12 protein-coding genes and 1 pseudogene are annotated in these 14,478 nt (G+C 43.7%); 11 read left to right on the top strand and 2 right to left on the bottom strand.

What is annotated here, in order from left to right; translation table 11 throughout:
* Window positions 1-270 precede the first annotated feature (270 nt).
* On the bottom strand, window positions 271-999 hold the full coding sequence (gene ubiG, locus D6V41_RS14400) for a bifunctional 2-polyprenyl-6-hydroxyphenol methylase/3-demethylubiquinol 3-O-methyltransferase UbiG (protein WP_136252369.1): 729 nt from the start codon (window positions 997-999) through the stop codon (window positions 271-273).
* Window positions 1,000-1,466: 467 nt separating this feature from the next.
* Here ubiG and gyrA point away from each other — a divergent pair, with 467 nt between their 5' ends.
* From gyrA to pyrF, 9 genes are all read left to right on the top strand, one after another.
* Entirely contained in the window at window positions 1,467-4,118 is a 2,652-nt protein-coding gene (gene gyrA / locus D6V41_RS14395; RefSeq protein ID WP_136252240.1) for a DNA topoisomerase (ATP-hydrolyzing) subunit A, read from the top strand.
* 96 nt (window positions 4,119-4,214) lie between these two features.
* On the top strand, window positions 4,215-5,321 hold the full coding sequence (gene serC / locus D6V41_RS14390) for a 3-phosphoserine/phosphohydroxythreonine transaminase (RefSeq protein ID WP_136252239.1): 1,107 nt from the start codon (window positions 4,215-4,217) through the stop codon (window positions 5,319-5,321).
* A 59-nt stretch (window positions 5,322-5,380) separates the two neighbouring features.
* Window positions 5,381-6,709 carry a 3-phosphoshikimate 1-carboxyvinyltransferase gene (aroA, locus tag D6V41_RS14385; RefSeq protein ID WP_136252238.1) on the top strand — a complete coding sequence of 443 codons (1,329 nt, stop codon included), beginning with the start codon at window positions 5,381-5,383 and terminating at the stop codon, window positions 6,707-6,709.
* A 79-nt stretch (window positions 6,710-6,788) separates the two neighbouring features.
* Window positions 6,789-7,481 (top strand): (d)CMP kinase, encoded by a 693-nt coding sequence (cmk, locus tag D6V41_RS14380; RefSeq protein ID WP_136252237.1) that lies wholly within the window; start codon window positions 6,789-6,791, stop codon window positions 7,479-7,481.
* Window positions 7,482-7,602: 121 nt separating this feature from the next.
* Entirely contained in the window at window positions 7,603-9,276 is a 1,674-nt protein-coding gene (gene rpsA, locus D6V41_RS14375; RefSeq protein WP_136252236.1) for a 30S ribosomal protein S1, read from the top strand.
* 88 nt (window positions 9,277-9,364) lie between these two features.
* Window positions 9,365-9,643, top strand: a complete 279-nt coding sequence (ihfB, locus tag D6V41_RS14370) for an integration host factor subunit beta (protein ID WP_136252235.1) — start codon at window positions 9,365-9,367, stop codon at window positions 9,641-9,643.
* Window positions 9,644-9,713: 70 nt separating this feature from the next.
* Window positions 9,714-9,977 carry a lipopolysaccharide assembly protein LapA domain-containing protein gene (locus D6V41_RS14365; RefSeq protein WP_136252234.1) on the top strand — a complete coding sequence of 88 codons (264 nt, stop codon included), beginning with the start codon at window positions 9,714-9,716 and terminating at the stop codon, window positions 9,975-9,977.
* On the top strand, window positions 9,978-11,147 hold the full coding sequence (gene lapB, locus D6V41_RS14360; protein WP_136252233.1) for a lipopolysaccharide assembly protein LapB: 1,170 nt from the start codon (window positions 9,978-9,980) through the stop codon (window positions 11,145-11,147). It abuts the gene before it with no gap.
* A 39-nt stretch (window positions 11,148-11,186) separates the two neighbouring features.
* Window positions 11,187-11,900, top strand: coding sequence for an orotidine-5'-phosphate decarboxylase (pyrF, locus tag D6V41_RS14355; RefSeq protein WP_136252232.1), 714 nt, complete (start codon window positions 11,187-11,189; stop codon window positions 11,898-11,900).
* 130 nt (window positions 11,901-12,030) lie between these two features.
* Here pyrF and ald read toward each other — a convergent pair whose 3' ends face one another.
* On the bottom strand, window positions 12,031-13,161 hold the full coding sequence (gene ald, locus D6V41_RS14350) for an alanine dehydrogenase (protein WP_136252231.1): 1,131 nt from the start codon (window positions 13,159-13,161) through the stop codon (window positions 12,031-12,033).
* A 129-nt stretch (window positions 13,162-13,290) separates the two neighbouring features.
* Between ald and lrp the strand changes: the two genes are divergently transcribed.
* Both lrp and D6V41_RS18545 read left to right on the top strand, forming a co-directional pair.
* On the top strand, window positions 13,291-13,776 hold the full coding sequence (gene lrp / locus D6V41_RS14345; protein WP_136252230.1) for a leucine-responsive transcriptional regulator Lrp: 486 nt from the start codon (window positions 13,291-13,293) through the stop codon (window positions 13,774-13,776).
* A 155-nt stretch (window positions 13,777-13,931) separates the two neighbouring features.
* Window positions 13,932-14,405: pseudogene (locus D6V41_RS18545) on the top strand (DNA translocase FtsK 4TM domain-containing protein); the annotation flags it as partial.
* Between the last annotated feature and the right edge of the window lie 73 nt (window positions 14,406-14,478).

The raw sequence follows: 14,478 nt of genomic DNA, 5'->3' as shown, positions 1-14,478 counted from the left end.
ACTATTGCAACCACTATATGTAGTGTTTTACTGTCAAGTTTAAGTAACAGGTAGAAGGGTTAGTAGCAACTTACTCAATACCAAAGAGCAGTGGTGGCTTTTCGCCTATGCAAGCTTTTTAAAAAAAAGCACAAAAATAAATTCGTCTAAAAACTGCTTTTTTAGTAACAAAAGCGCTTAAAAATTTACTTAATAAAAATTGCGCTGATTTTCAGTAAACTAAAACGTTGTTTTACGATATTGCTGCGAAATTGCAGGAGCTAAAACACTCTAAGCATTCAGGTGGCATGACACGAAATAATTCACATCCACATTTTGCTCTGATAAATAATAATCTTGCTTAAGCGGATTAAAATGCAAGCCAATCATCTCATCTACCTGTAACGAAGTCTCATCTATCATTCTGCATAGCTCAGCAGGTCTGATAAACTTGCTGTGATCGTGAGTCCCTTTAGGCACCATATTTAACAAATATTCGGCTGCAACAATCGCCATTAAATAGGACTTCGTGTTTCGGTTAAGGGTTGAAAAGATGACGCGACCACCCGGTTTTACCAGTTTCGCGCATGCCTTTACAATCGCAGCAGGCTCCGGTACGTGTTCAAGCATTTCCAAACAGCACACCACATCATATCTTCCGGCATTTTTTTGCGCCCAGTTTTCTGCGGTGCTTAGACAATATTCGACATTCACGCCCGACTCCAGGCGATGTAAATTGGCAACGTCTAGTGAAGCCTGCACCATATCAATGCCGGTAACCTTAGCGCCTTTTTTTGCTAAGGCTTCAGAAAGAATGCCACCACCGCAGCCAACATCTAAAACCGCTTTATCAAACAAACCATCACACTGTTGTTCTATGTAATCGACTCGCAGCGGATTAATATCATGAAGTGATTTAAACTCGCCATTCCGATCCCACCAATGTGAGGCAAGTTCTGAAAACTTGTTTAATTCGTTTACATCTATATTGGTGTCATTGGAATCTTTAGAGTCAGACACTTCGGCATAGCCGGTTTGATGAGTTTGATTGCTCACGTAGCAAATATCCTCAATTTGATTTAATTAAAAAAAAATGAAAGCCGCCAAGTGCCCATTATGGCATGCTTTAAGTGCATTGATAATAGGCGAACGGGATGCTGCAAAAGCCTTAACTGTGATTGTATTTCTCAAGCGCCGAAAATCATACAGCAAAAATCAACTGACCCTAATGAAACACACTCAGAAAATAAATATGATTTGAAAAGCATAAGGCGCTACATTTTTTTGAAGCATAGTGCTACTATCGGCGGTTGATAATATGATGATAAAAACAAAGTGGCTGGAAGCATCGATTACAAGTATCGATTGGTGATTTATTGACTGTTGCTTACAAAGTTCCAGTCAATTACATAATCAGACTACAGACTCATTTTTATGATGAGAATGGTCAGACGCTACTGCTACACAAATAAGGATCATTGAAGTTTATGACTGACAATGCCAAAGAAATCTCCCCGATCAATATTGAAGAAGAGCTTAAAAACTCCTACCTAGATTATGCAATGAGCGTTATCGTTGGCCGAGCCTTGCCCGATGTGCGCGATGGTTTGAAACCGGTTCATCGTCGCGTACTTTTTGCGATGAACGAACTTAAAAACGATTTTAACAAGCCTTATAAAAAATCAGCACGTGTAGTAGGGGATGTGATTGGTAAATATCACCCTCACGGTGATTCAGCGGTGTACGATACAATCGTTCGTATGGCTCAGCCTTTTTCACTGCGTTATATGCTTGTAGACGGTCAAGGTAACTTTGGCTCGGTAGATGGTGACTCAGCCGCCGCAATGCGTTACACCGAAGTGCGAATGGCAAAAATCGCACACGAATTGCTTGCCGATTTAGAAAAAGAAACGGTTAATTTTGTGCCTAACTACGATGGCACGGAGCAAATCCCGGAAGTATTGCCAACGCGTGTGCCTAATTTATTAGTAAATGGTTCTTCAGGTATAGCAGTAGGAATGGCGACAAACATTCCACCGCATAATTTGACAGAGGTGATTAACGGTTGTTTAGCCTTAATTGAAAATCCTGATATCACAATCGAAGAACTGATTGAGCATATACCCGGCCCAGATTTCCCAACAGCTGCCACCATTAGTGGCCGTCAAGGGATTATCAGTGCTTACAAAACAGGGCGCGGTAAAATTTACCTGCGTGCTAAAGCCATTATCGAGCAGGAAGAAAACGGTAAAGAAACCATTATTGTTAACGAAATTCCCTACCAGGTTAACAAAGCAAAACTGATTGAGAAAATCGCAGAGCTGGTAAAAGAAAAACGCATTGAGGGCATATCTGCACTTCGCGATGAGTCCGACAAAGAAGGTATGCGTATCGTTATCGAAGTAAAACGCAGTGAATCAGCTGAGGTTTTACTTAATCACCTATATGCCAATACACAGCTGCAGACGGTATTTGGTATCAATATGGTGGCGCTGGACCGCAATCAGCCAAAGGTCTTTAATCTCAAAGAAACATTAGAGTGCTTTGTTCTGCATAGACGGGAAGTGGTGACTCGCAGAACCGTATTTGAATTGAAAAAAGCGCGCGACCGAGCGCATATCTTGGAAGGTCTCGCCATTGCATTGGTCAACATCGACCCGGTGATTGAGCTTATAAAAGCGTCAAAGAGTCCTGCTGATGCAAAACAATCGCTAATCGCTCGCGGCTGGGCTTTAGGCGACGTGGCAGAAATGCTTTCTCGCGCTGGAAATGATGCTGCTCGTCCTGACTGGCTTGCGCCAGAATATGGCATCCGAGATGGTGAATATTATTTAACTGAAGAGCAAGCCCAGGCCATCTTGGATCTTCGCCTAAATAAACTGACAGGTCTTGAACACGATAAGATTCTTGAAGAATATCGCAACCTTTTAGAGGCCATTGCAGAATTGTTGAAAATCCTGGCAAGCTCCGAGCGTTTGATGGAAGTTATTTCAGAAGAGCTCGAGGCCATTCGCGCTGAATACGGTGATGAGCGTCGAACCGAGATCACTGCGGCTTCTCATGATATCGATATTGAAGATTTAATTGAACGTGAAGATGTGGTCGTTACTTTGTCTCGCGAGGGCTATGTCAAATATCAAAAACTGTCTGACTACGAAGCGCAGCGTCGCGGCGGAAAGGGTAAGTCTGCGACCAAGATGAAAGATGAAGATTTTATTGAAAAGCTATTGGTGGCAAACACTCATGATCATATTTTGTGCTTTTCAACGCGCGGCCGCTTGTATTGGTTGAAAGTGTATCAACTCCCCCTTGCCAGCCGAAACGCGAGAGGCCGACCGATTGTAAATATATTGCCGCTTGAAGACGGCGAAAGAATAACAACAATTTTACCGATTCAAGAGTTTGCTGCCGGATACTTCGTGTTTATGGCGACAGCAAAGGGTACAGTGAAGAAAACGGAATTGACACAGTATTCTCGTCCTCGCGCAAACGGGATTATTGCGGTTAATTTGACTGAAGGCGATGAACTGATTGGTGCTGATCTGACGGACGGAAACAGTGAAATTATGCTGTTTTCAGATGCGGGCAAAGTGGTGCGCTTTAGTGAAGAACAAGTCAGACCGATGGGCAGAACAGCTACCGGTGTGCGCGGAATACGTATTCAGGAAACTGAACGCGTCGTGTCCTTAATCGTACCAAATGATGAAGGCGATATTCTTACAGCAACTGAAAACGGTTTTGGTAAACGCACCCCTATTGGCGAGTATCCGGCAAAAAGTCGAGCGACCAAAGGTGTTGTGTCAATCAAGGTATCTGAGCGAAACGGTGCGGTAGTTGGTGCGGTTCAAGTGACAGAGAGTCAGGAAATAATGCTTATTTCTGACCAAGGTACACTGGTGAGAACGCGCGTTTCGGAAGTTTCCAAAGTCGGTCGTAATACCCAAGGTGTTCGCTTAATAAGAACAGTAACGGGTGAGCATGTAGTTGGTTTACAACGCATTGAGGAAGTTGAAGAAGCCATTGAGCTGGATGAAAATGGCGAAGCGCTTGTCGTTGCAGAAATCGAAGATAAAAGTGCACAAGATGCCCCTGGCGATGTAAACAATGACGATTCTGCACCAGGTGATGCTGACGCTTAATTGTGAGCCTATGATTTAAAAGAGATGAACAAGCGGCAAAACAAAGCCGCTTGTTTTATGTTTGTTCAACAATAACTAACTCGAAAGTAACGCTTTATGTCAAACACATCAACAATCAGCGAGTCTGTATTTAATTTCAGTGCCGGACCAGCCGCTATTCCACGCCCTGTACTTAAACGCGCTCAGGACGAATTATTAAACTGGAACGGACAAGGCACGTCTGTGATGGAAGTTAGCCATCGTGGTAAGCCCTTTATGGCTGTCGCTCAAAAAGCAGAAGCAGACCTTCGCAAATTGATGAAGGTGCCTGACAATTACAAAGTGTTGTTTTTGCAAGGCGGTGGCAGAGGGCAGTTTTTCTCTGTTCCAATGAATCTGGCCAAGCGCGGTGACTTGTCACAGCATTTGGTCTCTGGACAATGGTCGCAGATCGCAGTTGCTGAGGCAGAAAAATATATGACTGCCGAAGTCTTGGCAAAGACGCAAACAAAAGATGATAAATTGTGGGTACCCACCCAGGAACATTGGGAAATTAACCCTAAAGCCGCTTACTTTCATTATTGCCCTAACGAAACGGTAGATGGGATTGAAATAAATTGGGTACCCAAGTCAGATTCTGTGCCCATCGTAGCTGATATGTCCTCTAATATTTTAAGCAAATCTGTTGACGTGAGCGACTTTGGGATCATCTATGCCGGCGCGCAGAAAAACATTGGGCCGTCCGGCTTGGCTGTTGTTATTGTTCGTGAAGACCTCATAGGTTTGGCCCGCCCTGATACCCCTGCTGTATTTGATTATCAGCAGCAAGCTAATAACGATAGCATGTACAACACGCCACCCACGTTTGCATGGTATTTAGCGGGATTGGTTTTTGAATGGCTATTGGAACAAGGTGGCGTAGATGCGATCAGTAAAGTTAATGCCCAAAAAGCCGCCTTGCTTTATGACTGCATCGACAGCTCTGATTTTTACAGCAATAAAGTGTGTGATGAAAACCGCTCAAAGATGAACGTTTGCTTTCAATTGGCAGACAATCGACTGGATGCAGCCTTTCTGGAGCAGTCTGAAAAAGCGGGTTTGCTGGCATTAAAAGGACATCGATTTGTTGGAGGAATGCGAGCCAGTATCTACAACGCGATGCCCTTGGAAGGTGTAAAAGCCCTAGTGGATTTCATGCAAGAGTTTGAACGAACACAAGCTTAAACACGCATTAAAACGAGCATAGTAAACTATTCATTAATTGCATCAACGGAGAGCTGTTTATGGAGCAGTTAACGCTTTCACCTATAAGTCGTGTTGAGGGTGAAATCAGATTACCCGGTTCAAAAAGCCTGAGCAATCGAGCGCTTTTACTTGCCGCACTCGCCAAAGGCACCACGGTTTTAGAAAATCTGCTTGATAGTGACGATATCCGGCATATGTTAAATGCCCTTAAAGCGCTTGGTGTCCAGTATACCTTATCTGACAATAACACTCGCTGTGAAGTGACGGGAATTGGTGGTAAGTTTAGCCAAAGTTTTAAAGATGAACTATTTCTTGGAAATGCAGGCACGGCAATGCGCCCTTTATGTGCTGCTTTGGCATTTTCAGATGTGAGTGTCGATTTAACTGGCGAACCGCGAATGGAAGAACGCCCCATTGGTGATTTGGCAGATGCCTTAATAAAAGCTGGTGCAAATATTCAATACCTCAAAAATACCGGCTTTCCTCCTTTAAGAATTAGAGGCGCAACGATTACGCAACGACACTTTGAAGTTGATGGTTCCGTCTCCAGCCAGTTTTTGACGGCTCTGTTGATGGCAGCGCCATTGTTAGCGCAGTCTGACTCAAATAACGCTGAATCAATTGAAGCATCTGATGTAGAAGTCCATATTAAGGGGACCTTGGTTTCAAAGCCTTACATTGACATCACACTCGATAGCATGCGCAAGTTCGGTGTAGAAGTTGAAAACCACGATTATCAGCGCTTTGTTATAAAAGCCGGACAGCATTATCTCAGTCCGAAACATTTTTGGGTAGAAGGCGATGCTTCTTCCGCCTCGTATTTTCTTGCAGCAGCTGCAATTAAAGGCGGGAGTATCAAAGTAATTGGCGTGGGCAACAAGTCAGTCCAGGGTGATATTAAATTTGCGAATGTGCTTCAGGACATGGGCGCACAGATACACTGGGAAGATAACGCAATTACTGCCAGTTGTGGAAAGCTAACGGCGATAGATCAAGACCTGAACCATATTCCTGATGCCGCAATGACCATTGCGACAACGGCTCTTTTTGCCAAGGGCACAACCACTATTCGCAATATTTACAACTGGCGCGTCAAAGAAACGGATCGCTTACATGCTATGGCAACAGAGCTCAGAAAAGTGGGAGCAATTGTTGAAGAGGGCGAGGATTACATTAAAGTTACTCCGCCTGAACAGATTCAACACGCTGCTATAGATACTTATGACGATCATAGAATGGCGATGTGTTTTGCGCTTCTTGCCCTTGATGATAAGGCTGGTGTCACTATCAACGATCCGAAATGTACCTCGAAAACGTTTCCAGACTTTTTTGCAACGTTTGAGTCAGTTTCTCACAAGGCTCAGTAACACGATTGTCACAGGACTTACATTGCCTTTTACGCCTAAGCACGTATAATTGCGCCGTTTTTAGCAACGAGCCAATATCATGCAGCATATACCGATTATTACGGTAGACGGTCCATCAGGCGCAGGGAAGGGTACGCTCAGTGTGATGCTTGCCGACGCCTACAACTTTCATTTCCTGGACAGCGGGGCAATTTATCGTGTACTTGCTGTCGCTGCACTTCACCACGAAATTCTACTGGATGACGCAGACGCACTGGTGCCGCTTGCCTCGGGACTAGACGTCAGTTTTATTACAGAACATTCTATTACAGAACATAAGCACACGCGTATTATTCTTGAAGGCGAAGATGTGACAGATGACATTCGTACTGAAGAAGTGGGTGCCGCAGCTTCCAAGGTGGCTGCCATTCCCGTTGTCAGGGAGGCGCTTCTCAGAAGACAGCGAGGCTTTGCACAATCGCCGGGACTTGTGGCAGATGGCAGGGACATGGGAACGGTTGTATTTCAAAATGCTGATGCCAAGATTTTTCTTACAGCTAGCGCCCAGGCGAGGGCAGAACGCCGATATCACCAGTTGAAAGATAAGGGGCGAGATGTTAAACTCTCGCGCCTTTTAGAGGATATACAAGCCAGAGATGAGCGGGATTCAAACAGAAGTAGCGCTCCTCTCAAGCGTGCTGATGACGCATTAGAGATAGACTCAACCGTCTTAAGTATTACTCAAGTGTTTGAAAAAGCTAAACAATTTATTGATAGTAAGTTGTTTGAGTAAATCCTGAGAAAGCCGAATATAGATACATAGATTTACGCGACCGAATTTAAGGATGAATAAGGTCTTATTAATAACCCCGTAATTCTGGATTGAATTGACGGACTTAACTTTGAATTTAAATATGACTGAAAATTTTGCACAACTTTTTGAAGAGAGCCTACAGCAACTAGAAACGCGTCCAGGCGCGATTGTTAAAGGTACCGTTGTTTCTATCGATAAAGACATCGTTCTTGTTGATGCTGGCCTGAAGTCAGAAAGTGCTATCCCAGCTGACCAGTTTAAAGCAGCTGATGGAACATTAGAAATTGAAATTGGCGACACAGTTGATGTGGCGCTAGACGCAGTAGAAGATGGTTTCGGTGAAACGATTCTTTCTCGTGAAAAAGCCAAGCGCCACGAAGCTTGGGTTGAGCTTGAAAAAGCTTACGAAGATAAAGAAACCATCAAAGGCGTCATCAATGGTAAAGTCAAAGGCGGCTTTACGGTTGAAGTTAATACAGTTCGTGCCTTCTTGCCAGGTTCTTTGGTTGACGTTCGCCCAGTGCGCGAAACAGCTCACCTTGAAGGTAAAGAGTTAGAGTTTAAAGTAATCAAGCTAGATGCAAAACGTAATAACGTAGTTGTATCTCGTCGTGCCGTTATTGAAGCTGAAAGCAGTGCAGAGCGCGATCAATTACTTGCCAACCTTGAAGAAGGTGATGAAGTTAAAGGTATCGTCAAGAACCTTACAGATTATGGTGCATTCGTTGATTTAGGCGGTGTGGACGGTCTACTTCACATTACCGACATGGCGTGGAAGCGCGTTAAGCACCCAAGTGAAATCGTAAACGTGGGTGATGAAATTAACGTAAAAGTACTGAAGTTTGACAAAGAAAAATCACGCGTTTCTCTAGGTATGAAGCAAATGGGCAACGATCCATGGCAAGAAATTGCTGAGCGTTACCCAGAAGGCGCCAAGCTTAGCGGTGCAGTAACCAACCTAACTGATTATGGTTGTTTTGTTGAGATTGAAGACGGCGTTGAAGGTTTGGTTCACGTTTCTGAAATGGACTGGACAAATAAAAACATCCACCCATCTAAAGTTGTTAACTTGGGCGATGTAGTAAACGTAATGGTTCTGGAAATTGATGAAGAACGTCGTCGCATATCCTTAGGTCTTAAACAGTGTATTGACAATCCTTGGGAAACATTCGCTAAGTCGCACGAAAAAGGCGACAAAGTGACTGGTAAGATCAAATCAATTACAGATTTTGGTATCTTTATCGGTCTTGACGGTGGTATCGACGGTTTAGTTCACTTATCTGACATTTCATGGCAGAAAGCAGGTGAAGAAGCGGTTCGTGACTACAAGAAAGGCGATGAAATTAGCGCTGTTGTTCTTCAGGTTGACCCAGAGCGCGAGCGTATCTCTCTTGGTGTTAAACAAATCGAAGAAGACCCGTTCAATATGTATCTGACAGACAATAAAAAAGGTGCTATTGTTAATGGAACAGTCATCGAAGCCGATGCTAAGGGTGTGAAAGTTCAACTTGCAGATGAAGTTGAAGGCTACATCCGAATTGGTGACCTTGCACGTGATAGAGTGGAAGATGCAAATGACGTAGTGAAAGTGGGTGATACCATAGAAGCTAAGTTCATGGGTGTTGACCGTAAGAATCGTGTTGTTAATCTTTCTGTTAAAGCTAAAGATCAGGCTGATGAGAAAGAAGCTCTTGATAAAGTTAATAATCAAGGCGACGATGCGGGTATTACGAACGCAATGGCAGAAGCATTTAAAGCTGCAAAAGGCGAGTAATTCGCAATCAGGAGCGGCTTTCTGCCGCTCCTTCTTTATTACCTGCACCTAAGGTTTCCTCTCATAACACTTGTTGGGAGTTTATATTGTGACCAAATCTGAATTAATTGAACGTTTAGGCGAAAAAGTGCAGCATCTTCAAGGCAAAGAACTTGAAAGTGCAGTAAAGGAATTGCTTGAACAAATGGCGCAAACGCTTCAGCGTGGTGACCGAATTGAAATAAGAGGCTTTGGTAGTTTTTCGTTGCACTACCGTGCGCCACGTGTTGGACGTAATCCTAAAACAGGCGAAACCGTTGAGTTAACAGGCAAACACGTTCCCCATTTTAAAGCGGGCAAAGAGTTAAGAGACCGAGTAGATCTATAAAGCTTAAGTACTACATGCTTAAGCTTTTTTATTATCCCTATCAATTAAGTAGGGCTAACAAGGACAGGCCATGAAGGCAATTTTAGTCATTATAATTGTTGTATTGCTTTTATTGTTAGCGTTAGTAGTTGGCTCAAGAAACGCCGAGTTAATATCGGTCAACTATCTAATTGCACAAACCGAAATGCGCGTGTCTACGTTTATGGTTTGGTCAATGCTCGCAGGTTTTATTTTAGGCATGTCTACTATCTTGACCAAGTACCTTGCTCTTCGGGTGAAGGTGAGTTTGTTAAGCCGTAAATTAAATAAACTTGCTAAAAACGAAAACCCGTAGATGATCGAATATCTTTTTCTTCTTTTGCCTGTCGCCGCTGCCTATGGTTGGGTAATGGGCCGATATACCTTACGTCGCGCCCAACGAAAGCAGTCATCCATCTTATCGAATCATTATTATAAAGGTCTGAATTTTTTGCTATCGGATCAGGCTGATAAAGCGGTCGATACCTTTATGAAAATGATTAGTGTCAATAACGACACGATAGAAACGCATATCGCGATGGGGAATTTTTTTCGGCACCGCGGAGAATTAGATCGCGCTATTCGCGTCCATCAGAATCTTGTCAGTCGGGAAGAAATTAATAAACGTCAGGAAGCCTTGGCGCTAGTTGAATTAGGGACGGATTATTTATTGGCGGGGTTTTTGGAGCGCGCTGAAAGTGTCTTTATTCAACTACTGGAAGATGAAAAGCATTTTAACACTGCTCAGGCAAAGCTGTTTAGCATCTATCAGGTTACCAAAGAGTGGTATAAAGCAGTTGAATTAGCCTCTCGCAGTCTTAAAATTACGCCAAACGACGAGTTTATGTATTTGTTACTCTCGCATTTTTATTGCGAGCAAGCACTTGAACAAATTCAGGAAGGTGACTTAGACGGCGCAGAACTCACCCTCAAAAAAGCCATTATGGTCGAAGGGAAAGAGGTCAGAGCCTGGCTTGAATTAGGTAAACTTGCGATTAAAAAAGAAGAATATGCGCAAGCGATGGATTACCTGGCTGAAATACCAAAACGCGATCTGGACTGGTTAAGTGAAGCCATTCCGCTCTTAGAGCAATGTGCAGGCAAAACCGACGGCTGGGACAAGCTTGAAAAGCTGCTTGAGCCATATTGGCAAAAATGTGCCTCGTCTTATATTGCAAAAGTGAAAATTCTGGCTCGTAAAGGTGAAATGGAAGAGGCGATTGATACCTTAAATCGTCAGTTGCAAAACCATCCAACCATGCGAGGCTTCGAGTCACTATTGAATTTATATCAAAAAGCCTTACCAGATAAACGCACGCAACAAAGCTTGGAGCAAATGCAGGGCTTGATTATCAAGCAAATTAAACAACGGCCTAAATATCGTTGCCACAGCTGCGGGTTTTCAGGGCGTCAGCTTTACTGGTTGTGTCCGTCATGTAAAAAGTGGTCTGTGATCAAGCCAATAAAAGGTTTAGACGGTGAGTAGCACCAATAAACAAACGTTGATAAAGAAAAGGTAGTTAGTTTGAGCCAGTCGATTGTAAAATCTCCCGTTATTGTCGCTCTCGATTTTGATGATATTGATGCAGCAAAGAACCTAGTTAGTCAGCTATCACCAAATCAGTGCCGCTTAAAGGTGGGCAAAGAAATGTTCACGCTATTTGGACCGGACTGGGTGCGTTTTTTGATTGACCAAGGTTTTGATGTCTTTCTGGATTTGAAATTTCACGATATTCCAAACACAGTTGCAAAGGCGGTAAGCGCTGCCAGTAAACTAGGTGTCTGGATGGTTAATGTTCATGCCAGCGGCGGCCCAGTTATGATTGCTGCTGCCAAAGAAGCGCTGCAATCATCTTCCCATCAGACTTTCCTTACTGCGGTAACGGTGCTTACTAGCATGGACGAGACGCAATTTAAAGCCGTTTACCAAAATAGCGATATTGCCGGCAAGGTGCGCGATTTAGCCCTGCTAGCGCAAGAAGCGGGCGCCGATGGTGTGGTGTGTTCGGCACAAGAGGCGACAATGTTGCGAGAGTATGTGCGAAAAGATTTTTGCTTGGTCACGCCAGGCATCCGTCCTTCAGGCAGTGCCAGCGATGATCAAAAACGCATTATGACACCTTCAGAAGCGATAAAGGCTGGCGTTGACTATCTGGTCATTGGCAGGCCTATTACGCAGTCTCTATCGCCTCAGCAGAGCCTATTGGATATCAATGAGTCCCTCGGTCTAGCCGTGTAGCATTTAATTTATTGGTGCTTCGCTGAAGCTGGAGTTTGTCTTTAACTAAGTGTCGCTTCACAAAAAGTACTTACAAAAAGTCCGAGTATTTTGTAAATACCCGGACTTTTTTCTTTTAACTCACTTCAACTTATTTATTTAAAGCTTCAAGCGCATCACAATAAGTTAGATTAAGCTGTTCGCCCAGGGCATCGACAACGGCTTTATAGGTTACCAAACCTTTGTGCACATTCAGACCATTTAGCAGATTTTTGTCATCTAGCATGGCCTGTCTCGCGCCTTTGTTAGCAAGCGCCAGTCCAAAAGGTAAGGTTGCATTGTTAAGTGCCATAGTCGACGTGCGCGCCACGCCGCCTGGCATGTTGGCAACGCAGTAATGAACCACGTCATCAACAATGTAAACAGGATCCTGATGCGTCGTCGCTTTTGATGTTTCAAAGCAACCGCCCTGATCGATGGCAACATCAACCAGTACAGAGCCAGGTTTCATATTTTTAATGTGTTCACGGTTTAATAGTTTTGGCGCTGCTGCACCCGGGATAAGCACTGCGCCAACAACCAAGTCTGCGCGTGAAGAGTAATGCTCAATAGCCTCTTCGGTGGAATAAACAGTGTGAACGCGGCCCAAAAAGATATCATCAAGGTCGCGCAAACGCGGAAGCGAGCGGTCTAAAATAGTGACATCTGCACCCAAACCTACCGCCATTTTGGCTGCTTGTGTACCCACTACACCACCACCGATGATAAGTACTTTGCCAGGCGCAACACCCGGTACGCCACCTAAAAGTGTGCCGCTACCACCATGTGCCTTTTCAAGATAATGTGCCCCTGCCTGAATGGACATGCGTCCAGCCACTTCAGACATGGGTGCCAAAAGCGGTAAGCCTCCTTTGGCATCGGTTACCGTTTCGTAAGCAACACAGGTTGCGCCTGAGGCGACTAATAATTCTGTTTGTTTAGGATCAGGTGCCAGATGTAAGTAGGTGTAAAGAATTTGCCCCTCACGTAACATCTTACATTCATTCGGCTGAGGCTCCTTTACCTTCACAATCATATCAGCTTTGGCGAAGATCTCTTCTGGGGTAGCGATAATTTCAGCACCTGCATTGATGTACATCTCATCAGGAAATCCAATGGCAGTCCCTGCAGTTTGTTCAACAATGACTGAATGGCCGTGTGCAACAAACTCTTTCACCGCTGCCGGGGTTAAGCCAACGCGATACTCGTGATTTTTTATTTCTTTTGGTACACCAACTAACATAGCTTCTCTCTTATAAAGCTGATTACAAATTTTTGCGCATTGTACCGAAACTTATGGAAATAAAAATTTTGTATTTATATAAAATGCAGTATATTAGTTTGATATTGCTTAATTTAGCAGGTGAATATATTGCTGGTTAAAACACCAAAGCATATCGATCGAATTGATCGTCGAATCTTGTCTGAGTTACAAAATAACGGAAAGATATCAAATGTCGAACTGGCAAAAGTTGTTGGTCTAAGTCCTAGCCCTTGTTTGGAGAGGGTTAGACGCTTGGAAGCTCAAGGGTATATTGAGAGTTATCATGCAAAGCTTAACCCTGAAAAGCTTGGGGCAGCGATGCTTGTGTTTGTCGAAATCACCCTGACTAAAACGTCTGTGGATATCTTTGCCGAATTTTCTGCGGCGGTGCAAGAACACGAAGACATTCAGGAATGTCATTTAGTATCAGGAAATTTCGATTTTCTGTTGAAAACACGGGTTGCTGATATGTCGAGCTACCGAAAACTGCTTGGCGACACGCTGTTACGATTACCCGGCGTAAGCGAATCCCGAACCTATGTTGTTATGGAAGAAGTTAAACACACGTCGCGCATTAAAATAAATATGAAATAGCATAAAACAAATCACTTTATTTTCACCTGCCGTTTTCTTAGGCAGTTGGCAGTTTATAAAGCGCTTATTAAGGTGATATGCGCTTTCATTTTATGCTAATCTTAGCTCGTTTTTAATTTACATCAGTCTTATTGGCGCTAACTAATAACTATAATATGTCACGATTATCAGGCATTCAGCGAATCATCGAAGTCGGCATGCTCATTTCATGTGCATTTGCCTTGTTTCTGTTGGTCTCGCTTGCATCATTTCATCCGAGCGATCCAGGTTGGTCGCAAGCAGGCTTAAGCGCGCAAGTTCAAAATATGATGGGCGCGGTTGGTGCATATTGTGCCGATATTTTATTATTTACCTTTGGCATTACAGCGTATTTAGTGCCATTTGCGCTTGCCTTTATTGGCTGGTTTGTATTTCTTCATCTGCGCAGTCTTAAAGAGCTGGATTATTTAACCATCAGTTTGCGCCTGATAGGTGTGGTCTTAATGGTTTTTGGCTTTACCGGGATCGCCAGTATTAATTTCGATGATTTTTATTCAGTGTCTGCTGGCGGTGCAATGGGCGATATTATAAGTGCTGCCCTAATGCCGCATTTTAACTTTGTCGGCGCAGTTTTACTTTTACTTTGCTTTTTTTGCACTGGTTTTACCTTGGCCACGGGGATTTCGTGGTTAAGTATTATTGATTTTATTGGTGCCATAACTG

The sequence above is a fragment of the Ningiella ruwaisensis genome, from assembly GCF_004798935.1.
Classification (GTDB): Bacteria; Pseudomonadota; Gammaproteobacteria; order Enterobacterales; family Alteromonadaceae; genus Glaciecola; species Glaciecola ruwaisensis.
Note: the sequence above shows the minus strand (reverse complement) of the source record. Positions and strands in the feature narration are given on the sequence as shown.